Raw genomic sequence first — 24593 nt, 5'->3', positions numbered from 1 at the left:
GAGCTAGTGGTTAGAGCCTTTTTGATAGACACGCCTCGCGCACCAAAGTAAGCGCCGGGACAGGAGAAACTCGATGAAACTGGCCGCGCCGCGCCGCATTTCTCTCGCGCTGATCCTGTTTGCCTGCGGCGTAATGGGGAGCGCACGGGCCGACGATCCGCCGCCATCCGCCCAGGTCACGACGCCGGCCAGCCAGAAGGGTGGCGCCGGCCAAACGTCGAGTATGCCGTCGGCGGCCGATCGGCATCGCTTGCCGCCGGACTCAAGCACCAGACACTCGCTTGAGCTTCCTGGGCGGACGCTTTCTTTCGTCGCGACCGCCGGCTCCATCCGCCTGTTCGACGACAAGGGCGAGCCGCAGGCCGACATCGTCTATACCTCCTATCAGCTTGACGGTACCGATCGCGGCACGCGCCCGGTAACATTCTTCTTCAACGGCGGACCCGGCTCATCATCGGCCTGGCTGCAGCTCGGCAATGCCGGACCGTGGCGGCTGCCGATCAATGCTGACGAGGTCACGCCATCGACGTTTCCGGAGGTGAGACCAAACGCGGAAACTTGGCTCGATTTTACCGATCTGGTGTTTCTCGACCCCGTAGGTACCGGCTATAGCCGTTTCGCGCGGAGCGGTGATGATGCGCGCAAGCGGCTCTATTCCGTTGAGGGCGACGTCAACGCGCTCGCGCTGGTGGTCCGCCGCTGGCTCGAAAAGCATGACCGGCTGTTGTCGCCAAAGTACATCGCGGGCGAAAGCTATGGCGGCATTCGCGGGCCAAAGGTTGTCCACCAATTGCAGATGCGGCAGGGCATAGGCGTCAAGGGCCTGATCATGGTCTCGCCGCTGTTCGACTACAGCCAGTTTGCCCGCACGAGCCTGCTGCAATATGTAGCTAGGCTGCCAAGCTATGTCGCGACTCTGCGTGAAGCCGAGGGCCCGGTAAACCGAACCGATCTCGCCGACGTGGAAGCTTATGCACGCGGCGAGTTTCTGGTCGATCTCATCAAGGGCCAGGCGGACAAGGAAGCGACTACGCGTCTGGCCGACAAGGCGGCGGCACTGACCGGCATCGACCAAGCGGTCAGTCGTAGGCTCGCCGGCCGCTTCGAACTCGCCGAGTTCCGCCGTGAGTTCGACCGTAAGAACGGCAGGTTAGTCGGCAACTATGATGCCTCGGTGCGTGGCCTCGATCCATATCCGGAGTCCGATTTCCACCTTTCCGGCGATCCCTCGAGCGATACGCTGTTGGCGCCTCTGACCAGCGCCACAGTCGATCTTCTTACGCGCAAGCTTAACTGGCGGCCGGACGGCTCCTATGAGCTGCTCAACGGCACGGTGGGGCAGGCTTGGGATTTCGGCCGCGGCCCCCCGGAGTCTCTTTCGGAGCTGCGCCAGATCCTGGCAACGGACCGGAAGATGAAATTGCTGGTCGCGCACGGCCTTTTTGACCTCGTCACGCCTTATTTCGGATCACAGATCGTGCTCGATCAGTTGCCGCCGTTTGCTTCCACACCGCGCGTCAAACTTGTGGTCTTTCCGGGCGGCCACATGTTCTATTCACGAGACGCCTCGCGCCAAGCGTTTCGTGCAGAAGCCGAAGCGATGATGAAGTAAGGCCGACGACGAGCTCGGTCACAAGAAAAGGTGGCGGTCGTACAGCATCATAGTTTCTCAACGAGTGCAGATGAAATCTCGCTCCGATCTGTGCGAGACCCGGCTAGCCGCATCGTGATTCGAAGCGATTAAGCGGGAGCTTGTTTGATGACTTGATTGATCTAATAGACGACCATAGGGGTGAGGCGCACAGTAGGATAGCGCCGTTTGGATTCTAAGCTCCAGAGAATGAGCGCATCGATGAGTGATTGGCTAGCCCTACGTTCGGGTCGGGAGGGTGTGTGAGAAGGTGTGCGGTCGAAGTCATTCATCTTTGCGGTTCGCGGAAGCGCAAGCGCGTAGGTCACGTAGGTTACTGCACGTCGCGGGTAGTTTTCGATTGTCAGATAATCTCCTGGTGACTTGTCCGGGAGTTCATGAGAGCGAACATATGCCTGATACTCGCAACTTCGGAGTTATCAGGCGGCAGCTCGGCAGGCGCCAATGAGGGCGTGAGGCTGGCAGCCTGCTTTGGTCATCTTCAGGGCCAAGGCCAGGGCGTCCAGCACGGGCCGGCCAAACTACCGTCCTTGGCGCGACCAAGACATCCGGGGTCGCCGATAATCTGCTCCATCTCGGGGGTGGGCCAGTAAAGCTGCGGGGCATCGTCGGACGTAGAGCGGATGGCGCCCTTCTCACCAAACACTGGAAAGTTGTTGTTCGGCGGCTGACGATAGCCGGGCAGGAAGCCATAGTCATGCCAGTGAGGCTTGTGTCGCTTGTGCGCGGGCGCCGTGTGCGCAACAGCTGATAGGAGCGAGAGGAGAATGGCAGTCGATAGGAAGATTACGCGCGACATGGATGTAACATTACTGGTGCGCTGCGCCGACGCGAATGTTTTCGAGCAGCGGAAGCTGGAGGGACGCCTGATTGCAAAGGACGACACAAGCAATACCGGATATGCGGATTGTTCTTCGGCGACTGTTTGAAGCTAGGGCAGCGATAGGGCCGCCGACCATCGGTGAAGACAAGGGCGCAGGACTGGCCACACGCCCGTGTCGACGTTCCTCGGCTCGAGTTGTTTCGACCGGCGCTCCAAGCCGTTCGACATTCGAGGAAAAGCAGCGGATCGGCAGCGGAGCTGCGGACAATGTCACCATGTCGACCCCAACACACTCGACGTCGACTCCAGCCCGAGACATGAAGCACACGTCAGCTCCGGTGGGAATGAGGGCTCTCTGCAGCGGTCGTCTAGTGATGCCTCAAGCCAGGAACTATGGTCGTTATAGCTACACCTGCTGCGTGCCCCAAAATTCCGGCAATTGCCCCTAACGATATCGACCCTCCCGAAATTGCAGCTGCTTGTTCGGCGGTAGTTCAGTTACATGATAGGCTGACATATCGATCCTCATCATAGTCTCCTTTTCCGAACGAGAAGGTCCGGCGCGACGCTGGCCGACAACGGCTACAGCCTCGCGCAAATAGAAAATCAAGATTCGTGCCAACGGAGCAGAGACAGCGGTGCGAGAAAGAGCGCGGCTTCTTGAAGTATTGGTCCGTAACGAACTCGATCTGGCCGCCCCGGTAGCAACGCACAAGGGCCGGGCACAAAGGAAGGCGCTCGCAATCACGGGTCCGGTACTGTGTCGGGCGCTGCGGATTGCGCGCGCTAAGCGCGTGGAACTTCAATCTCATTCGCCCCGAAAGTGTGAAGAAGGCGGTACGCTTCCGGATTGCGCCCGCAGCCATCCGAGAACTGCTGGAACGAATTCCCGTCAGCAGGACTGCAAGATCGTGGCTGACGCTGCACGGTTCGAACCTGCGGCCGACGACCATACCATGTTCGTCGCATCCTCCATTGGCGCTCAAGTAGCTAACAATGGATCTTGCTTCCGCCTGGGTTAGTCGCGTTCGCGACGTGATCTTCGAGCGGTCTACCGCAAATTTCAATCAAAGCTCTCAACAACATGCAGAACATGTCCTTCTCCGCGGTTGGCGCGAGCTTTGAAAGCCCCCGCGTTGGGGGCAGAAGTTGCTGACCCGCCGCACTGTGTGAAAGGTAACAAAGGTAATACATGAATATGTCGGCTTATGGCGTCACCGAATTGACTCTTGAGAAGCATGTGGCGCTGGGGGAGGGCATGATCAAAGATGCGGGTGAATCCACGAGCCCAACTCGGATGATACTTGGACCATCGCACCAATGTGCTCGAAGCAAGCCTGACGTGGCTCTTCTTTCTGAATCGTCGTCATCTCTCACCGACCCAGCACCATCTGTAGGGCCGATAAGATCGTCGTCTTAGACAGGAGAGGATCGTTGCCGAGGGCAGGCATACTGATCAGTTGGCTGAAAGCGCTTATGCTGGCTTGTGCAGACGCAAACCGGAGGAGGCTAAAGTTGCAGCTAATGAGTTCATAGCAAAATTGGGCGGAATTGTTGGCTAGCTCTCGGATTGCGGGCCGATTCATGTGCATGGCCGTCTGGTGCGAGATAATGACCACAGGCTCCGGCACGGACATCAATTGATCATGAGGTCGCGGCGCGCTTGGCCTCCCGCGAGCCTATGCTGAATGATGAGCACGACAATTTCAAATGGCTGGTCCAAGGCGGTCGGCGACCCTAACGGCCACCCGCGGGCTGTAGGAGGTCATTGTGTCCGCTCAGAGGCTGATGGAGGCTGGTTCAGGGCGTGGGGCCTCGTCTACCTTGCCTCGGGCGCATTGAAGGAGCATGCGACGGAGTTCCGGAACGCCTGTGACCAAAGCCCTTCTCGCCGTTGTGATCTTGATATCGGCATTCCTTGCGACGCCGGCCCGCCCGCAGAACGCGGCTGCACCATTTGATGGCGACCTGCAGCGGCTGGCCGAGATCCTCGGCGCGCTGCACTATCTGCGCGGCATCTGCGGCTGCAAGGCGGGAGCCAAATGGCGCAACGAGATGCAGGCGCTCATCGATGCCGAAACCCCCTCCGGTGCCCGCCGCGCCCGCATGGTCGCTTTTTAACCGCGGCTACATCGGCTTCGAGCAGACCAACAGAACCTGCACGCCCGCAGCTTACGTGGCGATCAGACTTCATATCGAGGAAGGGCTGAAAATCTCGCGCGACCTGACGGACCGCTATGCCAACTGAACGCGCGAACTTCTTCGATGTTTGGTCGCGCATGACCGGAACGAAACAAGTGGCAAAACTGGCACGTGAACAGTTGAGTTGATCCTGTAATACGTTGCCAGTCCGACGGCCGACCATGTCCGCGAGTTCGCAGTTGGGTTTTTTAGCTATTGCAGGTGTGCCGTCTACTTCCCGGCTGGCGAATGGTAGTGACGAGCGAAGTTGGCGAGGCGAGCATCGCCATTGAGAGCGAGGCCCCACCGAGGAGAACCCCAAGCCGTGCGCAATCAGAGGTCACTATCGCTTCTCTGTGTGCTTTGACGTTAACTCTTTAATGAGGCAGCCGTTCACCCGAACGGTTCTTGTCGAGCCACTTCCGCGCGGCCTCCTGCACCTGCTCGGCGCTGACCGCACGGATCCCCGAGGTGATGTAGTAGCCGCGCCAGTTCCAGCTGTCCGCGATCTTCCGTCCAGCCTCGAACATCATCGATGCACAATCCTGTCGTGAGACCGCGGCCATACCGACGCGCAAGCAATATCTTGACCATCTGGTTTGGATTATTTGCTCGATCAGCCGCGACTTGACCCGCTCCAGATCTTCGGTGCTCGCTGGATTATGCGTAATGTCGGCGATGACTTCGTCGATGGCGCCCAATCTGACCAAATTCGACGCCCACGCTTTGGTGTAGCAGAAATCCTCAATTGCGAGAGATCGGGCGCGGTACCGACTTTCAAATCTTACCGCAACTGTTACGGTTGCTAGATGCGAACCGTTGAGGATGTGGCGAACTTCGTCGGGGAACAGCCTCTCTTGACGGGGCTGTTGCGCTCTGTCGCAACGCTCGCCATCGATGATTGTTGGATCGGCGCTGGCGTCATTCGCAATGCAGTCTTGGACCACCTACATGGCTACTCCATCGAACTCCTCTCCGGCAGCGATGTCGACGTGGTTTATTGTGATCATTCGAACGTGAGTTCCGAAAGAGACGTGGCAATCGAGCGCCGACTAATCAATGATCGGAACGGCATCCCTTGGTCCGTCCGCAATCAAGCACGGATGTACGAGCGGAACGGCGACGTGCCTTATCGGGACAGTGAAGATGCAGTTCGGTGTTGGCCCGAAACGGCAACTGCAGTTGCAGCGAAGCTTTCGGACGGACGAGTCGAAATCATGGCGCCGCATGGCATTGACGATCTCTTGCACATGATCATTAGGCCAACCCCCGTGTTCAGAACAAAAATGTCAGTCTATAATCGAAGACTTGCTTCGAAAGACTGGGCTCGACGGTGGCCGAGGCTCACCTTTCTGTGACACAACCCTCTCGTTGCGGCACTTACTGTCATTGCATCCAAAGGCGGCGACCTAGATTCTTGCCGGGCCCCGTGGGCGGCGCGCGATATCCTCCGGAAGTAGCCCATGATCACATTGTCCAGCGCTATGGCGGGTCTTTCTTATTCACGGCCCACTGAATTTTGAGCGGTGCGGTCTTGGGCATCATAAGCATGGCACAGAGCCCCGCCGCGCTAGCGACGAGCATATACCAGGCGGGCGCCAGCGCGCTCCCGGTCATGTGGATCAGCCAGGTGACGAGTGGTTGAGCTGTGCCTCCGAAGATCGCTATTGCAAAAGCATAGATCGTCGCGAAGGTGCCACCTCGAATGTTCTTGGGCAAAACTTCGGCCATGCTCATATAGAAAGCGCTATACGGAATCGTTCCGATCAGGGTGAGCGCGCCGAGGCCTCCGAGAAGTGCGAGGGCACTGCGGCTCTCTGAGATCCAGAAGAACACCGGATAGGTCATCAGCAACGCAGCGACCTGCGGCCAAATCATGACGTGCCGGCGGCCCGCGCGGTCTGCGAGCCAGCCGCCCAGCAGTGCGGCAGCAATTCCTACCGTATTGCTGATGAGCGTGGCGCCAAAGGCGAGAGGCGCAGAAACTTGCAGGGTGTTCAGCGCATAGGTGGTCATATATCCCGTGACATAGGTGACGATCGTGCAACTGGCCAAGATTACAAATCCCAAGCCCACGATGCGGCGAGCGGCAAGCGACCTCCTTACGGGCTGAACGCTGGAAACCGGCTCTTCGGGGCAGTGCAACGTTTCGGGCAGGGCGCTCCGCAACCAGAGCCCGAACGGCAGCGTGGCGGCGCCGAGCAAAAGTGCAACCCGCCATCCGTACGCATTGAGTGCCTCGCTTGTCAGGGTGAGGGAGAGTATTTCTCCGACCAACGCGCCGGCCGTCGCGGCGATCTGTTGACTGGCAGGCTGAAACGAAACAGCAAGACCGCGCCGTTCGGCCGGGGCCGCTTCCAGCAAATAGGCGGTCGTCGGACCAACCTCACCGCCGAGCGCAAAGCCCTGCACCAAACGTGCAAAAATGACCAGCAACGGAGCGGCGATTCCTATTGTCTCGTACGAGGGCGTAACCGCCAACACAAGGATCGCAGTACTCATCATTGCAAAGCTGGCGGTCATCGCGGGCCGGCGGCCGGCCCGATCCGAGTACGAGCCGAGCAGGATGGCCCCGATCGGTCTGGTCACAAAACCCGCGCCGAAGGTTGCGAGCGACAGCATGAGGCTGGCGAACGGGTCGCTTGCCGGGAAGAACGCTTGACCGATCTGGATAGCGAAAAAGCTATAGGTCGCGAAGTCGTAGAATTCGAGAATATTGCCGATGGTTGCGCCCCACACGGCGCGGCCGGTCAAGCGCTCGTCTGCCGGAACGAAGACCGGCTGCGGCTTCTTGCGAGCCAACTGCCCGGCCATACTCGATCCGTTCTGAAGCGTAATCGCTGGCCTGAACATTTCGATCAGACAGCGCGCGCGTTGCATTCCACTTGCGTTACATGTCGTCTAACTTGAGGTGACCGGCCACGCGCCCCGCTGCTCCACATCTGCCTCACGCATGGCAGGACGAGCTCATGGCGATGAGTGCAATAAAAATGCCTGTCTACTGCAGCCCCATTCAAACCTTGAACTGATCGCGGCAATCGCAAGCAAAGACGAATAAAGGAACGCGCTGCAAGTTGTCGGGTCGGTCCGTCGTTATGCTCCTGTGCAATGGCGGGTTCACGACAAGATTGGCGGGCGCCGAACAGGCGGCGCCCGTCTTCGCATAAAACGGCCGCCGCGCGTGGATGCTGCGGCCAGCTGATTGCACGTGGGCGGACGCATCAGGCGGTTTGGCCCGGCTTTTGCTCCCCTGCTTGTTAGTTGCGCGCGGCTGCCGGCCCTGTCGGGATTGGTCCGCTGCAGAATGCAGGATCTTCGTGCGATCAATAGACAATAGGAGTTCGCATTGCCGCAGGCATCAGGGGGTCGTCTTCGGTCTGGCGAGCAGCGGCTCGGCGGAGCGCAAATGCAAGCGTGGTGCTCTAGTTCTGAGCTCCAGGAATTTGAAATCTAAGTCACCAGCAATGGGGGCACGCCTCCTTGAGTGGACTTGGTTTCATCAAGGCCGACCCAGGGAAATAATCTTCCTTTCGTCTTGAAGTGCTGCCGTCAGGTTATGGCACGCGAACTGCGCGGCTGATGTCTGACCAACGGCGGCCGTGCTTTGCTCGCGCATCTGCGTGCACCCGCGCTCGAAGTTGGATGGCAAAGCACGCCTGCAATCAATGCCTCGAATAGAATGTGTAGTATGAAGACGAAGACAGTTGCGACCATCGTACTTGCGGTTAATGCGTTGCTGGCTTCGCCCAGTAGGGCCGTTGAAACTTTCGATGTCACAGACACGAACGGCCTGCCCTTCATGCGAGCGCAGATATTCGGTCCCGGTGACGGCCCCTATTGGGAAGGTGACAAGGGTTCAACGCGTAATTTGTCGCAATCGGAAATAGATCATTCACTGGCGGCGATTCGATATTGGGCGGAAATCATCAAGGCTACACCGGGTCAAGCGCCGGCCATTGTCAACTTCGGTGCGAATAGCGAGGAAAACGCATTTGCCTATAGTGGTATGTCCCCCGGTGGTGGCACCAAGGTGCAGGCGGCACTCACGGGCCAGGATCCTGGCGAGCTGCAATACGGCGCGCATGGGATGGTTACAATTGGCCAGATGGGGTTTTCATCCGAAGCATACATCCCCTCGCAATTGCCGACGACTCCAAACATTGGTCTTACACCCGTAGTGATCCATGAGCTCGGCCATGCGCACGGTATGCTCAGCACTATCAGCTATGAACCATCTCCGTACTTCCCTGGGGCGATATCAACGTTTTTCCCTGAAAAGATAAATGCCTGGACGGAGCATTTGCACGACGACAATGGCAAACAAGCCAAGCCTGGACAGACGATCTATTGCTCCGTCTGCACGAACCAGCCAGCTGATGACGTTTTCGACCTGCGCCGCGATCGGGGCTATTTCGCCGGGAAGCATGTGAGTGAGGTGCTGGCCGGTGCCATGCCAGGTATTCCGGTGCGAGTGATGGACGAGCATGGTCAACGGCGTGATATACCCTTCGTCTCGCATAGCGAGCTTAAGAACAGCCTGATGAGCCACCAGAGATACCGGAACTACACCGCCCCGATGGAGGCGGAGATCGCCGCGTTTCAGGATATGGGCTACGGCATCGATAGGCGCAATCACTTCGGTTACTCCATCTACGGCAATGGTCAGAATCTCGTCAACGACAATCCCTTCTTCGCTCGTAATGCTGACGGTACCGCCTATCTGCCAAATACATACAATACGGCTACGCTCGGGCTTGGGCTGCACGTCTATGGCAGCGGCAATACTGTGGTCCAGCGTGCCGACCTGCTTTCGAAAGGTGCAGGGAGCGCTGGCATCCGCGTCGATGGCGTAAACAATCAGATCATAATCCCGCCTGGGACTAGCGTATACGCCGACGGCGCCTATGGGCGCGGCGTCATGTTCGCTTATGGCAAGGATCACACGTTTACTCAGCGCGGAAGCGTGCAGGCGCTCGGCGAGCAGGGCATCGCAGCAAGTTTCGATTTTGGCAACAATGTGATGGGGAATGACCGCGAATACCGTGGTTCATATATTCGCACGATTGGCGATCACGCGGCCCCGATGCTGAACGAAATCGACGGCCCGCTCGTCAGCGCGTTCGATCTGACCGGGCGACTGGCTGGCAGTCATGCAGCGATTTACATGTCGAACAATGGTTATGTCGGCGAGATCAATGTGATGCGTGGCGCAACGCTGTCAGGGGACATCCTGTCTGATTACGCCCAGCTTGACCCGAACGGTGCTCCACGCCTGACCAGATTGACATTCGGCATGACGCCTGATGCGGACGGGCACTCAACGGAGCAGCCCGACGCAAGCTTTGCAACCCGCTATGAAGGGAATATCGTTGGGCGCAACCTGTCGCTGCAGTGGTCGGGTGGCGTCACGTTGTTTACCGGCAATCACGAAGTGTATGACGCAACTGTCGCGCAAGGCGCGACCTTGTCCGGCAATGGCAGTTATCTGCTCAGTGCTGACGGCCGCTTCGCCAATAGCGGTTCGGTCGCGCCGCTTATCGGTGGTGTTGACAACAGCATAAAAGTGAAAGGCGACTATCTGCAGACCTCGACCGGTCGCTTGCAGGTCGCGTTGAATGATAGCGGTGCGTTCAGCCGCCTGGTGGTGAACGGCAATGCGACGCTCGACGGTACGCTCACGATCACCCCGCAGCGCGGTTGGTATGGCAGTGGCTTTAGCTTCTCGTCCAATCAGTGGCTGAACGCGACAAATCTCACCGGCTCGTTCGCCAACGTGGCGACATCGCTGCAATCGCCGACGTTGCTGGCGAGCGCTACTGCCGAGGGCGACAACACCTATGCGTTGACACTCTCCCGATCAGCCGATGCTTACTCGCGATATGGGGCCGATGCCAACAGCCGCCAGGTGGGCGCGGCGCTCGATCAAGTCGCCGGCCACGCTGCGTTGGGGCTGCACCCGCTCGTCGCGGCACTCGACTTCTCCGCATCAGACGGCACGGCGGTGACATCTGCGCTGCGTCAGCTTTCGCCGTCCGCCTATGCGTCGGAGCAGGGCAGACGTGTCAACGACAGCTTCTATGCGCGATCGGCAGTTTACAATCGTCTCGAACAGGCGTTTGGCGGGGCGCCATCATCACCGATGGCGGTGATGGGATATGGTCCTGAGCAGGGGCGAGGCGGCAATTCAGCCTCTGCCATCGGCGCGGTCGCCCCGGCCACCTTGGGCCTGCCATCCTCTGACCTGCAGGATTATGCCGCGTGGACTTCTGCTTTTGGCGGCTGGGCGACCCAATCAGGTGACAGCAATGCCGCAAGCACGAGATCCACGATCAGCGGCCTTATGACCGGTATCGACACGTCGATATTTGATGACTGGCGCTTCGGTGTTCTTGCGGGCTACAGCCGTTCCACTTTCAAGGCTGGCGCTGCTTCTTCGTCAGGCCGCAGCGATAATTACACGTTCGGGACCTATGCCGGCACCGAGTGGACCGTGCCGGAAGGAGCCATCGCCTTCCGCTCAGGCATTGCCTACACATGGCACGATCTTGAGATGAGCCGCAATGTAAGGTTTCCGGGGTTCAACGACAATCTGATCTCGGACTACGACGCGGGCACTTTCCAGATCTTTGGAGAATTGAGCTATAAAGTCCATCTCGGCAAGTATTCCATAATCGAGCCCTATGCCAATCTCGCTCATGTTCGTGTCGCGACGGATGGCTTGAGCGAGAGGGGATTGAACGGGGCGGCGCTTGATATTTACGCTAACACGATGGATACGACGCTCTCCACGCTCGGCGTCTACGCGACCACACGTTTTCAGCTTGGTCAGATAGCCACAACTGCGCGAGCCGATATTGGCTGGCGCCATGCCGTTGGTGACCTCATTCCGTTTTCGACAGCCAGCTTTGCTGCTGGTTCTAGTGCTTTTGCAGCTTCGGGCGTATCCATTGGCAAGGACGTCGCGCTCGTCGAATCCGGTCTGGACTTCCGGCTTTCGAGCAACAGCATCCTTGGGATCGCCTACCAAGGCCAGTTCGGTTCAGGCATCACTCAGAACGGACTGAATGCCACCTTCAACGTGAAGTTCTGATATGTAGGGTCAGTCGATTTTGGATCGGCGCGCGCGCAATGGAACCATGTCGGTTTCGATCCACATCTCGCGGACAAGAACCTTGCGCCGGCGATCGAGGTTGGCCTGCCTGAACGCCGGCGCCGACGCCGGCGCCGGCGTCTCGGCGCGATGTCTGAGCGAGCTCGCTGAAGGTCGAGTAGCCTTTTTGTCAGCGCTCGTCTAACGCGCCTCAAGTCCGGCGGGATCGAGCGGCTGCTTCGCCGGGCACTCCGAGTTCTCGTCCGACTTGGGGACAGACCAGAACGGGCCGACGGAAAGGCCTCCCGTGAAGCCGGTGAAAGCGAGGCGCTGCCAAAAGTCGGGCGTGAGGAGGAACGGCTATAGCCGAATCCGAAAAGAACAGCGGCTCTGAAAGACCGAGCGCCTTTCGGGAAAAGCCCACGTAACGGGATCGCGGACGGTGCGACAAGTCGACGGCTACGGCGCAGGCAGCGCTGGACAGGCCGAGCGCGAGCACGCGAGACGGGTTGCGGCCATCTAGGCCAGGCCGAGGCTTGAGGCGCCCTCGGGGCGCGCCCTGGAGTAGGCCGCCGGGTCACTTTAGCTATCGTGTTTCCTCGCACAAAAAAATCAGGTTGAACCTTGAAACTCTTCTCGGTCTGCCAAATTCTTTTGGCGTCGTCACTAAAGCGCTGGATGCCTAAGGGCCCCGCGACCTGCGTCGGGCGCCGGATGGTGTCCGGAGCCTGCTCGTACCCATGTTGCTCCAAGGAGGATTTGGATATGAGGTATGATTGGACTCCCCTCTGGAGGTCGACGATTGGATTCGATTGCCTTTTTGACGTTCTCGACGAGGTCTGACTATAGCGCGACAATCAGGATGAGAGCGCGTATTGCCCGGATCGCCGCCGCGCAGTCTGACTCACCTTCGACAGCAATTTGTCCAGCAAATAAAGAACGTGCGCCCAATTGGCGCCTCGGTGGCGATCTTTACATTTTCCGTGGCCGTCAGAGCAACCTGTCCGACATCTCAATGTTACCGGTCCTGTTTGTAGATCTGCATACTTAGGCATGCTAGTTGACGGTGGCGCTGCGGCGCAGGTCGTAGCGCTGATGGATCAGGCCTTGTGGACGCTCGAGAATCTTGCCGCAACGATTTGCCGAAGCACACGATGATTCGTTTGCGAGAGATCCAAGCTCTTTTTCCTGGCCAGAAGGAGCGGAGCCGATGGATCCTTTTCCTCAAGTATCCTCAAGCGTTTCGTCCTCGCTCTCCGTTTGAAGGATGGTTTGCGACAGGAGCACGGCGGCTCTTTGAAGTGGAGGAATAAAACGGTCAAGCTCTGCAAAGCTGACTCGTGCCGCGGGCACCGACACACCAAGACAGGCTATCAACTCTCGGTCCGGAGAAACGATAGGAACCGCGCAGCCGACGACGCCCTTCACGTATTCCTCATTGGTCTTGGCCCACCCATGATGACGCGTGGTCTCGAGAAGCTTCAGGAGGGTCTCGCAATCCACGATGGTGTTATCAGTGTACTGTGTCAAAGCGAGCGAGCGGCATAACTTTTCACGCGCTCTCTCGGGTAATCGGCTCATGTAGATCTTTCCGGTCGAGGTGCAGTGAAGTGGAGCTGCCTCACCGGGATTGAATTGAAGCCCCTGTGGTTGGGACACGCGCACGCTGTCAACGTAAGTGACGACATTGTCGCGCACGACGCCGATCTCGCACTGTTCGCCGATCTCGCCGGCAACCGCGCGCAGCACCGCGTGCCGCCGCGCCGTGCGAAAAGCCGCGCCGATGACTTTGGCGGACAGCATGACCAACTGATTGCCTACCACGTAGCGCTTCGATCCAAGCGCTTTCTGAAGGAGGCCGCGTTCTTCCAAATTTCCGACAAGCCGATGCGCCGTCGGAACGGGTAACGAAAGGCCGCTTGCGATCTCCGCCACCGAGATGGCCTTTGTTTGATTGGCGACATGGCCAACTATGGCGAGCGCCCGGTCGAGGGGCCCAGTAGTCTCTTTTTGCTTCACCATCGCGAAATCCCCCTGGAGATGAAATTATCATTTTTCGGAACTATTACTACTAAAATATGAAAAACATGTTGGACCAACCGCGGAGTTGCTCATATTGTTGGCGTCATCGGTCGTTGAACGCCTTTTGTGCATCGCACAGGTTCGGTAGCGACCGAGCCCGGGAATTTGGCGGAGCGGCCGGCGTGTTTTGAAAGGGAGAGCGGGGAATGTCTCGTCATTACGACGTGGAAGCTGTGCGCAAGGAGTTTCCCGCAGCCGAAAGGATGATCTACCTCGACTCCGGTTTTCAGGCGCCGCTCGCGCGTCCCGTAATGGCCGCCATCGAAACCTTTCTTCGTGAAGGCTTGGAGACAGCCGGACCGAAAAGCTTGTGGCTCGATCGGGTTGAGCAAACGCGTGTCAAAGTAGCCCGTTTCCTGGGGGTGTCGGCCGACGAAATTGCCTTCACGAAGAACACATCGGAAAGCATGAACATCGCGGCGAACGCGTTGCCTCTGCGAGCCGGCGATAGCGTCTTGATGATCCATGGCGATCATCCAAACAACACCTATGCTTTCCTCAACTTGAAGAAGAAGGGTGTCCGGATTGACTTCCTTCCCATGACGGATGTCGTAAACGCCCACGCTTTCACTCCCCACATCGACGACACGACCCGCGCGATTTCGTTGTCGCACGTCACCTTCCACGCCGGACATCGCTTCGATATCGAGAGCATCGGCGCTCTTTGCGCGGACAAGAAGCTCTACTTCGTCGTCGACGTCATGCAGGCAATCGGGGTCGTTCCGATCGATGCGAAGGCTATCCAGGCAACCTTCGTGGGCTCCGGAAGTCACAAGGGATTGCTCGTCCCTCAAGGTCTCGGATTGCTCTATTGGGACCAGACCCTGAAGGAACTGGAGCCCGCCTATCTTGCAGCTGCCAGTTTGGCGGAGATTCCTCACGACCTTATCGCTCGTCCCGACCGCTTGGCATCGTCTCCCACCGCGCGACGCTTCGAGTTGGGCAACTTCAATCTTCCTGCAATTCTTGCGCTCGGAGCCTCGCTCGACATGATCGAGCAGATCGGCGTGAAGAACATTCAAAACCATTGCTTCGATTTAGGTGATCATCTGGTCGCCCACCTAGACGAACTCGGCCTCAGTCTCATCGGTCCGCGTCAGCGGCAACATCGATCGCCCCACATCTACGTCGTTGGGCTACCCGCGACAGAATGGCTCAGCTACTTCGAAGAGAATGGCGTGCGTGTTTCCCCCGAGCGAGACGGCATTCGTATATCGTTCGGCATGTTCAACACGATCAACGATGTGGATCGGTTAATGCATCTCATCCGCGGGCGCCTGTCAAAAAAGTCATTCAAGGCTGCATAGGATTCGGCGTGGGAGCAGTTCGAGAAAAAGCCCTCGGAGCGGACGTGGCCAAGCGCGAAGAACATGGCCTTCCGCTTGCCTGTACGCTGAGGTGAGAGGATCGCGCATTCAGGTGACGCGGTCGATTAGTGCCGGCACAACGCGCACGACGAGCGACCCAGCGAAGCATGGTCGTGCACACCCGCAATCGTGAGGTTCGCGATGTTCGGAGTTCTTCTTGAAAAGACCATGGATGGCCAGCGTTACATCGACTGGCTTCTTTCGGGTCTTGGTTGGACCTTGGCGCTTGCCTTCTTCGGCTGGTGGATTGCATTCGCAATCGGAGTCGTCGTCGGCATAGGTCGAACTGTGCAGAACCCCTTCTTCCGGGCCTTAGCTCGGTTGTACGTGGAGATCTTTCGAAACATCCCCGTTCTCGTGCAGATGTTTCTCTGGTACTTCGTCCTGCCCGAGCTTCTTCCAACTACCATGGGCGACTGGATAAAGCAGGTTCCTCCGCCTTGGGGATCTTTCTTTCCGGCTTTGTGGTGCCTGGGCCTCTACACCGCCGCGCGGATCGCAGAACAGGTTCGCGCAGGCATCGAGGCCTTACCCAACGGGCAAGGGGAAGCGGCTGCCGCACTCGGCCTAAGCGGATATCTGACGTATCGCCATATCATCTTGCCGCAGGCACTTCGCCTTATCGTGCCAAGCCTGACAAGCGAGGTGATGGGCATCTACAAAAATACGTCGGTTGCTCTAACCATCGGCTTGATGGAGTTGACCGCTCAGGCGCGCCAAATCAGCGATGCTACTTTCCAAACCTTCACGGCATTCGGTGCCGCCACACTCGTCTATCTTTCTTTGGCTTTGATCGCGTACCAGACGATGATGCTCATCGACAAAGCGGTGCGCATTCCCGGTACCGCAGCGAGCGAGGATGCCGTCGGGTCAGATTTTGACGATGTGAAGCTGGAAAGCCGAATGCCTGGCAGTATGGAGGTCGTGAAATGAACAGTCTCGATTTCTCGATTGTCGTGCAGGCATGGCCCTATCTATGGTCAGGATTGCTGTTCTCGCTTTCCTTGACGGCAGCCGCCTTCCTGGTTGGGATGTTTCTTGGTACTCTCTTTGCCCTCGTGCAGCACTTTGAGCTCCGGATTCTGAGCCAGTTCGTCCGTAGCTACGTCGCCCTGATGCGATCGATTCCGCTCATTCTTGTCCTGTTTTGGTTCTTCTTCTTGGTGCCCATCGTTCTGGGGCACCTGTCAGGCAATGGTCGTCCGATTCCAGTCGGCGCTACCTATACAGCGTTCATCACGTTCGGGTTGTTCGAAGCTGCTTACTATTCGGAAATCATCCGTGTCGGGTTGCGCGCGGTGAACAAAGGACAATTCGAGGCTTGCCAGGCTCTCGCCCTATCGACATTCGATACGTATCGTCATGTCATCCTTCCGCAGGTGCTTCGAGTCGCCAGCCCGATCATACTGAGCCAGACCATTATTCTGTTTCAGGATACGTCCCTCGTTTACGTCCTATCGCTCACGGATCTCCTTGGTGCGGCTTCGAAGCTTGCACAGCTCAATGGTCGCCTCGTCGAGATGTATCTCGTGGTAGCCGTTGTTTATCTCATCATAAGCTCCGCCGCGTCCCAACTCGTCGCCTCGCTCCGCAAGAAATACGCGGTCGCGGGCGCCCATCGATAGTGAATCGATTAGCTGATGGCCCGTCGTTCCCTGGGCTACAACCTGGAGACCAGCATGCAACAAGAGCGCACAGTCGGCCCAGCCGACTCGTTCCCGATGGTTGTCGTCGAGCACCTCGTCAAGCGGTTCGGCAGCTTCAATGCCCTGAGCGACGTCAACCTCAACGTTGCGAAAGGAGAAAAGATCGTGCTCTGTGGGCCGTCGGGTTCCGGGAAGTCGACTCTCATCCGCTGCATCAATCATATCGAAAAGCACGATTCCGGCCGTATAGTCGTCGATGGGATCGAACTGACAGACCGGCTTCGCGATATCAACAACGTTCGCTCCGAAGTCGGCATGGTCTTTCAGAGCTTCAACCTGTTTCCGCATCTCTCGGTGGTCGAAAATTGCATGCTGGCTCCAATGAAGGTCAGGGGGCTTGCTCAGCCTGACGCACGTGACCGGGCGATGATGCTGCTGAGGAAAGTCCGGATCCACGATCAGGCCAAGAAATATCCCGCGCAATTGTCGGGTGGCCAGCAGCAACGTGTCGCAATAGCCCGTGCCCTGTGCATGCAACCCAAGATCATGCTCTTCGACGAGCCGACTTCTGCCCTCGATCCGGAAATGGTCAAAGAGGTGCTCGAAACCATAGTTGAGCTTGCGCATGACGGGATGACGATGGTCTGCGTCACGCACGAAATGGGTTTTGCGCGCGAAGTTGCGGATCGTGTGGTCTTCATGGATCGCGGCTCAATCATGGAAGAAGGCGATCCGAGCATCTTCTTTCGCGCGCCGCGCACGGAACGCGCGAAGGCCTTCCTCAATCAGGTCATTCACTGAGGTCCCGGCCGGCACAATCTGCCCTGAGGCGCAAAAAAAAGCGGGTTTTATGAATTGGAGGAATTCCCATGGCTAAAAGGTTTGCGCTGCTTTTAGCGGCTGCGATTACCGGAATAGCGATCTCCACGGCCCAAGCGGGCCCAACGCTTGACAACATCAAATCGAAAAAGGTGATCACCATTGGTTATCGCGAAGCTTCGATACCCTTTTCCTATCTCGGCGCTGACCAGAAGCCTGTTGGCTTTTCGCTCGACCTGTGCGCGCACGTCGTCGATCGTCTGAAAGTTGATTTCGGCACGCCGGACATTCAGACAAAGCTTACGGCCGTCAACTCTTCCAACCGGATCCCACTTATCCAGAATGGCACGATTGACATCGAGTGCGGTGGCACCGCCAGCAGTAAGCAGCGTCTAGAACAAGTCTCATTCAGCGTTTCAACCTTCGCCAGTCAAACGGCTTGGCTCGCAAAGGCGTCGAGCGGGCTCAAGACACCGAAAGACCTGAAGACAAAGACTGTTGTCGTAACTCAGGGGTCCGACGCTCTCGGCATTGCCAAGGGCATTTCGCAGGAGGACGATCTCAATCTTACCATCGCGCAAGCCAAAGATCATGCGGAATCATTGCTGCTGCTCACGACCGGCCGTGTGACGGCGTGGGTGGAAGCTGACATTCTCTTGGCCGGTATGAAGGCCGATTATTCGAAACCAGCCGACCTCATCTTTCTAAATGCCAACTATGGTACCATTTATTATTACGGCCTGATGTTCTCGAAAGATGATCCAGATTTCAAAAAGATGGTCGACGACGTTCTCTCCAAACTCATGGCTTCCGGCGAGTTCGCCAAACTCTACGACAAATGGTTCGTGGCTGCGATCCCGCCGAAAAACATCAATCTGAACTTCCCGATGAGCGATGCGCTTAAGGAGCGCGTTGCCCACCCTAGTGATGTCGTCAACTACTAAGCTTGCCAGCGAACTTGCGGAGCCGTCGCGGCGATAGGACGTCAACACCAGACCTACAGCATGGTCCAATGCTTGTTGTGATCGTGAATGCGGACGCAAGCAACTGTCGTCACCTAAAGGAGTACCAAATGAGAAGCGGAGCGGTTGGCTGGGAGTCGATGACAGACGCGGATCGACAAATCGCGCAATGGGTCGAGGAGACGCCATTTGTCGACACCCATGAACATCTGATCGAGGAAAGTCAGCGCCTGTCCGGAGCGGTCCATCCACGAACATTGCCATGCAACGACTGGGCCTATCTATTCAGATCCTATGCTGCCGAGGATCTGGTGGTTGCAGGTCTGCCAGCGACCGACCTACGAGCGTTTCTCGGGCCGGATCTGACGAGCCAGGAAAAATATCGGCTGATCGCCCCCTATTGGGAACGCATCCGCCACACGGGCTACGCCCAGGCGCTGCGCCATACGTTTCGTGGCGTTTACGGTGAAGAGGACCTGACCGCCGAAAGCCTGCCCCGCATCGCCGAGAAATACCGTGAAACCGTTCAGCCGGGTTTTTACGCACGCGTTCTAGGCCTGGCAAACATCAAAGGCTGCCACGTCAATTCACTACAGCGCATCTTTATGGAGACCGAGCAGCCAGGATTGCTCGACCACGACATAAGCATCCTTCAATTGTGCCGGTGTAGTGCTGCTGACTTTGCGTGGGTGGAAGCCGAAACTGGCAGGCGCCCGACAACGCTTGATGAATGGCTCGAGGTTATCGACTTTTATTTCGCAACATACGGCGCCAAAGCCGTGGCTGTAAAATCGCAAATTGCCTATTCGCGTGCTCTCGATTTCGAGCCGGTGACCAAGGCGCGGGCCGCAAGACTATTTCCTCACCATGCCGACAGAGTCGGCGCATTGCACGCCCTTGGTCCTGAGGACCTCAAAGCGCTGCAAGACTATCTATTCAGCTATTGCGTCGGCAAGGCTGGCGAGCATGGCTTGCCCGTCAAGCTGCACACCGGCGTTTTGGCTGGCTACGGCGTGATGCAACTCGCCCGTACTCGCGGCAATGCAGCAGACGTCTGCCGTCTGCTGCAGGATTTTCCTGAAACCCGATTCGTACTCATGCATATCGGATATCCATACGAGCACGAGTTTATCGCGCTGGCCAAACATTATCCTAACGCTACGATCGACATGTGCTGGGCATGGATCATTAATCCCGTGGCGGGTGTTCGCTTCTTGAAGGAGTTCTTGATGGCAGTTCCGTCCAACAAGATCTTCACTTTCGGCGGCGACTATGTCGCTGTCGAGCCAATTTATGGCCACGCATGCGTAGCGCGCCGTGGAATCGCACGAGCTCTCTCGCAATTGGTCGCCGAGGGCTGGATCGCGCTTGAGGACACCCGTGACCTGATTGACCGGATCATGCGCGGCAACGCACTTCAGTTTTTTCAGAAAGCGCATCGGGAGGATACGGCTCAGCCGTGAACGTCGGACAACAGCTTTGAGGTTTGTCGACGTCTATGACCGTCAATGATGTAAGGTGGTTGGCGCGCCCAGGGCATCGAGCATGATTAAGCGGCCAGTGCCGCTTTCCCTTGATGGGCCGCGTCGATGCACGGACAGTCAGGCGAGTAAAGAAGGCGGCCGACATCATCCATCATGAGTGGCAACCGCTTGATGCCCTGCCGGTCGCCACCACGACCGCCGATCGCTAACTGATGGCGCATCGGTCAACCTCGAGCTTGGCCGGCTCGCTCCATCCCTGTTGAGCTCGGTGCAGCAGTGCTCGAGAGGTTTCGCAATGCCCTGCTCGAACGGCATCGGGAACCACCAACGGAAGTCCTGAATGTACATAGAAATCAATTTGAGCTGGAGCGGAAATGTCGCTTGCAATAGCTGCGACCAGCTCAAGGCGGGTACGCTGTGATGAAGATTGCACGCCCGCAGCCAGTAGTTTACCGCGCTTGACCCGTAAAGGGGGCGCTGAGAATCGTCTATATCTTCATTTCTTCATGCCGTTGGACGATTCTCTTCGCCCGCGCATGGATCTCACGGTGAAATTCACCATAGGACTGGGAGCTCTTATGCAATGCAGTATGATCGGATAGACGCTCGCATCCTCGAAATTGTGCAGAAGAACAATCGTCTTACTTCCGAGGTCATCGGCGAAATAGCGGGGCTTTCTGCTACCGCATGTCAACGCCGGTTGAAGAGGCTGCGCTCGCAAGGCATCATCGAGGCCGATATCTCGATCGTTTCGCCGAAAGCCGTTGGAAGACCCATCCAAATGCTTGTACTTGTGACTATGGAGCGGGAGCGTTCTGATATCATTGACAGGTTTAAGAAGGCCATCAAATCGTCAGCTGAAGTCGTCAGTGGCTTCTACGTCACCGGTGATGCTGACTTTATTTTATACGTTACCGCACGTACCATGGAGGACTACGAGCAATTCACCAGATGCTTCTTTTACGAGAATCCGGACATCAAATGCTTCAAGACACTGATCGTATTAGACCGGGTGAAGGCAGGCTTTTCTGTTCCCGTTGAGGTGCCTCCCTGTGATAGACGAGCCAATCGTTGATCGGGTGTCTCGATCGAGAAGATCCACCAGCAGCTGCGCACTGAATTATGCCGGCCATTCTCCAGGCCACTGACTTACTATTGAGTGAAGTCACGGTCCGACGCGGCGCATCTGTTCTTGCTGGTTAGCCGCCGCCGCGAAACCGGCGCCATGCCGATCACGTCGGACCGCGGCGTTGCCGAATCGGCCCCGCGCTCGCTGATCCGAGGTCGCCATTGATGGCTGAGCGCCGCGCGCCTATATGAGCGCATTGCACGGCGCTCACCATACTAGAATCCAGATCTCGAACGACTGGATAGATTGTTCTCCTCATGCAGGAGGCAAACGGATGTCCTCTAGGCTAGTGTTCGCGAGGCGCTCCGATTATGAACCGTTGTGGCGCTTCAGGCGCCTCACAGGCAACAACCTCGGCGGCCCGTTTGGAGACAAGGGCTATCGTGTCGATTCGCATGGCTTCGACTGCGAAGTTGTTGTCGAACTCTTTGCCCGACCGTTTCAAGCGTCATCCGGCGCATTTTGGGGTTACATCACCAGCCGAGGAGCCGAGGTAATATCTATGGGCTGCACCTTGCCCGCGAGTTCTGCCCGGATGTGCAGAACTCGTGCGATCCTTCGCGATGTCGGTATCGGCGCGATTTATGTCCATTCCGACGCTGCCTGTGCGCGCTGGGCTGGACCTGCGAAAGTACGCGACGCTTGGCCCGGCGGGCATTGCATTGTCACTGAACAGACTGCCGCGCCAAGGTCATGTTCTTGTCGTCGCCGTTTTACAATGGGAAGGCATCGCACCGGCACCATGGAATAGTCATAGGCGAACAACTGGCCAGGTCGAGCGCAACTTTGCTCGGAATTGCCCGAGTGTTAAGTCTTACCCAATGTTACCCAACATTCGTTTGAAAAGCCGCTCAAGACGGAAAAATAACAGATTAGCGTACCTGAACCGCGGCCTGGAAGGGGAGAGCGCGTGGTTTAAGGGTCACAGAGCCCATTGGAGGGAATGATGCCAAGGAAGCTCGCCACTTGTTGCGGCCATTCGGCTAATTTTGTCCAAATAGCTTTTATCTGCTCTACGCTTTTGGCCGGAATGGCTATCGCGTCTACCCAAGCCAAGGCGGATGACATCAATTGGCGCCAATTCGAAGGCGCTTCGATCGTCTGGGCTTACGACATCCATCCATATGCCGACGCAGTTGCAGCCCAGTTGCCGGAATTCGAGAAGCTCACGGGCATCAAGGTGACGCCCGAGCTTTATCCGGACGATGCCTACTGGAACAAGCTAACAATCCAACTCAGCACCAAGGCGCCTAACTGGGACGTTGTGGGCACGGGCATTCAACCAGCCTGGGATCTTGCACCAGGTCAATTGCTTGAGCCGCTCGATAATTACCTGAATGATCCGAAACTCACGGCGGCGGGCTACGACTACCAGGATTTCTTCCCCACTCTGCGGGATGCGCTGACCTGGAAGGTCAAAGAAGGGCAGATCGAGCCGGGAAGCGGACAGATCTGGGCCATTGCGCATGGCTTTGAGAACATCCAGCTGTTCTACCGCAAGGACATACTCGACAAACACGGAGTTAAAGTCCCAACGACGCCACCGGAGATGTCCGCGGCTTGCGAAAAACTGAAGGCTGCGGACCCCACGATCACACCTTTGGGCGTGCGAGGCGTGCGATTTTGGAGCAGCATCCACACGGCTGCAATCTCGATTGCCAGGTCCTATGGGGTGCATGATTTCGTCATCAAGGATGGCAAGGCGGACACGGGCCTCGACTCGCCCGAATCGATTGTGTTCCACAAGGACTATGTGGACATGATCAAGAAGTGCGCAGCTCCGTCCTTTGCCAACGACAATTGGTACCAGGTGGTCGATGGCATCAGTTCGGGGCGAACGGCAATGGCGATCGATTCCAATATGTTCGGCTTTTGGAATGACGTGGCCGGCAAGCCTGCCTCGGGGAAGATTGCATTCGCGCCTCCGCTGCACGCTCCGAACAACAACAACTTCGAATCCAACATCTGGATCTGGTCGCTTGCGATGAACGCGGCGTCGAAGAAGAAGGGAGCGGCCTGGCTGTTCATCCAATGGGCAACGTCAAAGCAGGTCGAGCTGAACGGCGCCATCGCCGGCAAGCTCGTCAACTCTCCGCGTGCCTCTACCTGGAGCGACAAGGCCTGGCTCGAATATGCAGCAAAGCCGGAGTTCAACAACTTCGTCGATACGTTCAAGACCGTCCAGGACAGAGCGAAACTCGCATTTACAGCTCGTGTCGGCTTTGCAGAAGCAATGAATGCTTGGGCCGTTGCCATGCAAAAGATGGTCAATGGAGCTGACGTAAAGGCCACGCTGGCCGACCTTGCCTCCGAGATCCGCTCGTCGATGTGAAACGCGCCGGGGCGACGAGCATGATCGCCGTCCTCTGCACTATAAAGATGTGGTGAGATGGGCCTCCGAGGACTCAACGGAATCGTGACGCTGCGGTCTTCGACCGACCAACTTGCTCCGCCAAAAGATACGACGATCAGGAGCGCGCGATATTCGCGCCTTGATTGGTGGAGCCTTGCCGCAATCGCTCCCGCGATCATCGTACTTGTTGGCTTTCTTTTCCTGTTTCTCTATGGCGTCCTTCAGTCGATGACCGATCTCAAGTTCGGTCGGGCTGTGGTCCACTTCATCGGCCTCAACAACTATGCGGCATTGATCAAGACAGGAGATTTCTGGAACAGCATTCGTGCCACTCTCGTCTACGCCGGATCGGGGGTGCTTGCGGAGGCTGTATTCGGTCTCGCGGTCGCCAAGCTGTTCGCAACTGACGTCATTCTTGCGCGCGCGATGCGGCCTGTCATTCTCTTGCCGCTCGTTCTGCCACCGATGAGCGTTGCGCTCATGTGGACGACAATGATGGACCCGCAAAACGGGATTATGAACTACCTGCTCTCCCTTTTCGGGATAAGCCGATTTGCATGGATTTCAGATTCGAACACCGCGATGTTCTCGCTCGTCCTTATTGATGTCTGGACCTATACGCCATTCTTCGCGCTAATCATCTTCGCCGGCCTTCAAGGCATCAATGAAGAGATTAGGGAGGCCGCACGTGTAAATGGCGCGAAAGGATGGGCAACCTTCTTGCATATCGAGTTGCCGTTGATTGCGCCATACATTCTAATCGCCGCAGTGTTTCGGCTGATCGAATCCCTCAATCAGTTCGATATCGTTTTTCGGGACAACGCAAGGCGGGCCTGGCAATAGCACCTCTGTACTTTCGGTGCGAGCTTACATTACCGCGTTCCAAAATCTCGCCTTTGGGCGTGGTGCCGCACTTATGGTCGTCAACTGGATGATCGTGTTGATCGGAGCGTTTGCCATGGTGAGGCTATGGCGCTTCGTTCGGCAGCGCGTAAGTTGAGGATGC

The 24593-nt window shown here is 57.4% G+C and carries 16 protein-coding genes and 1 pseudogene; 14 read left to right on the top strand and 3 right to left on the bottom strand.

Annotated features, from left to right (window positions below; genetic code table 11):
- The first annotated feature begins 73 nt into the window (after nt 1-73).
- From ACVIYL_RS00840 to ACVIYL_RS00830, 3 genes and pseudogenes are all read left to right on the top strand, one after another.
- A complete protein-coding gene (locus ACVIYL_RS00840) occupies nt 74-1612 on the top strand; it encodes a S10 family peptidase (RefSeq protein WP_456777469.1) in 1539 nt (512 codons plus the stop codon).
- 806 nt (nt 1613-2418) lie between these two features.
- The gene (locus tag ACVIYL_RS00835) at nt 2419-2580 is read left to right on the top strand and encodes a hypothetical protein (protein WP_310879830.1); all 162 of its coding nucleotides are present in this window, start codon (nt 2419-2421) and stop codon (nt 2578-2580) included.
- Between the two features lie 1742 nt (nt 2581-4322).
- A pseudogene (locus ACVIYL_RS00830) lies at nt 4323-4722 on the top strand (TIGR02301 family protein).
- 310 nt (nt 4723-5032) lie between these two features.
- Here the strand turns inward: ACVIYL_RS00830 and ACVIYL_RS00825 are convergent.
- A complete protein-coding gene (locus ACVIYL_RS00825; protein WP_456781977.1) occupies nt 5033-5602 on the bottom strand; it encodes a hypothetical protein in 570 nt (189 codons plus the stop codon).
- On the opposite strand from ACVIYL_RS00825, the gene ACVIYL_RS00820 reads away from it, so the two are divergent.
- Complete coding sequence (locus ACVIYL_RS00820; RefSeq protein ID WP_375166658.1) at nt 5483-6013, top strand: nucleotidyltransferase family protein; 531 nt, start codon at nt 5483-5485, stop codon at nt 6011-6013. The genes ACVIYL_RS00825 and ACVIYL_RS00820 overlap by 120 nt on opposite strands.
- 124 nt (nt 6014-6137) lie before the next feature.
- Here ACVIYL_RS00820 and ACVIYL_RS00815 read toward each other — a convergent pair whose 3' ends face one another.
- Complete coding sequence (locus ACVIYL_RS00815; RefSeq protein WP_456777468.1) at nt 6138-7469, bottom strand: MFS transporter; 1332 nt, start codon at nt 7467-7469, stop codon at nt 6138-6140.
- A gap of 874 nt (nt 7470-8343) precedes the next feature.
- On the opposite strand from ACVIYL_RS00815, the gene ACVIYL_RS00810 reads away from it, so the two are divergent.
- Nucleotides 8344-11745 carry an autotransporter domain-containing protein gene (locus tag ACVIYL_RS00810; RefSeq protein WP_456777467.1) on the top strand — a complete coding sequence of 1134 codons (3402 nt, stop codon included), beginning with the start codon at nt 8344-8346 and terminating at the stop codon, nt 11743-11745.
- A 1224-nt stretch (nt 11746-12969) separates the two neighbouring features.
- Here the strand turns inward: ACVIYL_RS00810 and ACVIYL_RS00805 are convergent.
- Nucleotides 12970-13767 carry an IclR family transcriptional regulator gene (locus tag ACVIYL_RS00805; protein ID WP_456777466.1) on the bottom strand — a complete coding sequence of 266 codons (798 nt, stop codon included), beginning with the start codon at nt 13765-13767 and terminating at the stop codon, nt 12970-12972.
- 206 nt (nt 13768-13973) lie between these two features.
- Here ACVIYL_RS00805 and ACVIYL_RS00800 point away from each other — a divergent pair, with 206 nt between their 5' ends.
- From ACVIYL_RS00800 to ACVIYL_RS00760, 9 genes are all read left to right on the top strand, one after another.
- The gene (locus ACVIYL_RS00800; RefSeq protein ID WP_456777465.1) at nt 13974-15134 is read left to right on the top strand and encodes an aminotransferase class V-fold PLP-dependent enzyme; all 1161 of its coding nucleotides are present in this window, start codon (nt 13974-13976) and stop codon (nt 15132-15134) included.
- 201 nt (nt 15135-15335) lie between these two features.
- On the top strand, nt 15336-16127 hold the full coding sequence (locus ACVIYL_RS00795; RefSeq protein ID WP_456777464.1) for an amino acid ABC transporter permease: 792 nt from the start codon (nt 15336-15338) through the stop codon (nt 16125-16127).
- The gene (locus ACVIYL_RS00790; RefSeq protein WP_310879837.1) at nt 16124-16819 is read left to right on the top strand and encodes an amino acid ABC transporter permease; all 696 of its coding nucleotides are present in this window, start codon (nt 16124-16126) and stop codon (nt 16817-16819) included. Before ACVIYL_RS00795 ends, ACVIYL_RS00790 begins: the two co-directional genes overlap by 4 nt.
- 54 nt (nt 16820-16873) lie before the next feature.
- Nucleotides 16874-17641, top strand: coding sequence for an amino acid ABC transporter ATP-binding protein (locus tag ACVIYL_RS00785; protein WP_310879926.1), 768 nt, complete (start codon nt 16874-16876; stop codon nt 17639-17641).
- Nucleotides 17642-17709: 68 nt separating this feature from the next.
- Nucleotides 17710-18603 (top strand): amino acid ABC transporter substrate-binding protein, encoded by an 894-nt coding sequence (locus ACVIYL_RS00780; RefSeq protein WP_456777463.1) that lies wholly within the window; start codon nt 17710-17712, stop codon nt 18601-18603.
- Nucleotides 18604-18671: 68 nt separating this feature from the next.
- Nucleotides 18672-20084: an amidohydrolase family protein gene (locus ACVIYL_RS00775; protein ID WP_456777462.1), complete on the top strand. Its 1413-nt coding sequence runs from the start codon at nt 18672-18674 to the stop codon at nt 20082-20084.
- A 604-nt stretch (nt 20085-20688) separates the two neighbouring features.
- Complete coding sequence (locus ACVIYL_RS00770; protein ID WP_456777461.1) at nt 20689-21180, top strand: Lrp/AsnC family transcriptional regulator; 492 nt, start codon at nt 20689-20691, stop codon at nt 21178-21180.
- Between the two features lie 1000 nt (nt 21181-22180).
- The gene (locus tag ACVIYL_RS00765; RefSeq protein WP_456777460.1) at nt 22181-23566 is read left to right on the top strand and encodes an extracellular solute-binding protein; all 1386 of its coding nucleotides are present in this window, start codon (nt 22181-22183) and stop codon (nt 23564-23566) included.
- 84 nt (nt 23567-23650) lie between these two features.
- Entirely contained in the window at nt 23651-24430 is a 780-nt protein-coding gene (locus tag ACVIYL_RS00760; protein WP_456777459.1) for a carbohydrate ABC transporter permease, read from the top strand.
- Nucleotides 24431-24593: the final 163 nt, after the last annotated feature.

The organism is Bradyrhizobium sp. USDA 3315 (genome assembly GCF_054056795.1).
This window is presented reverse-complemented; position numbering and strand designations above follow the sequence as displayed.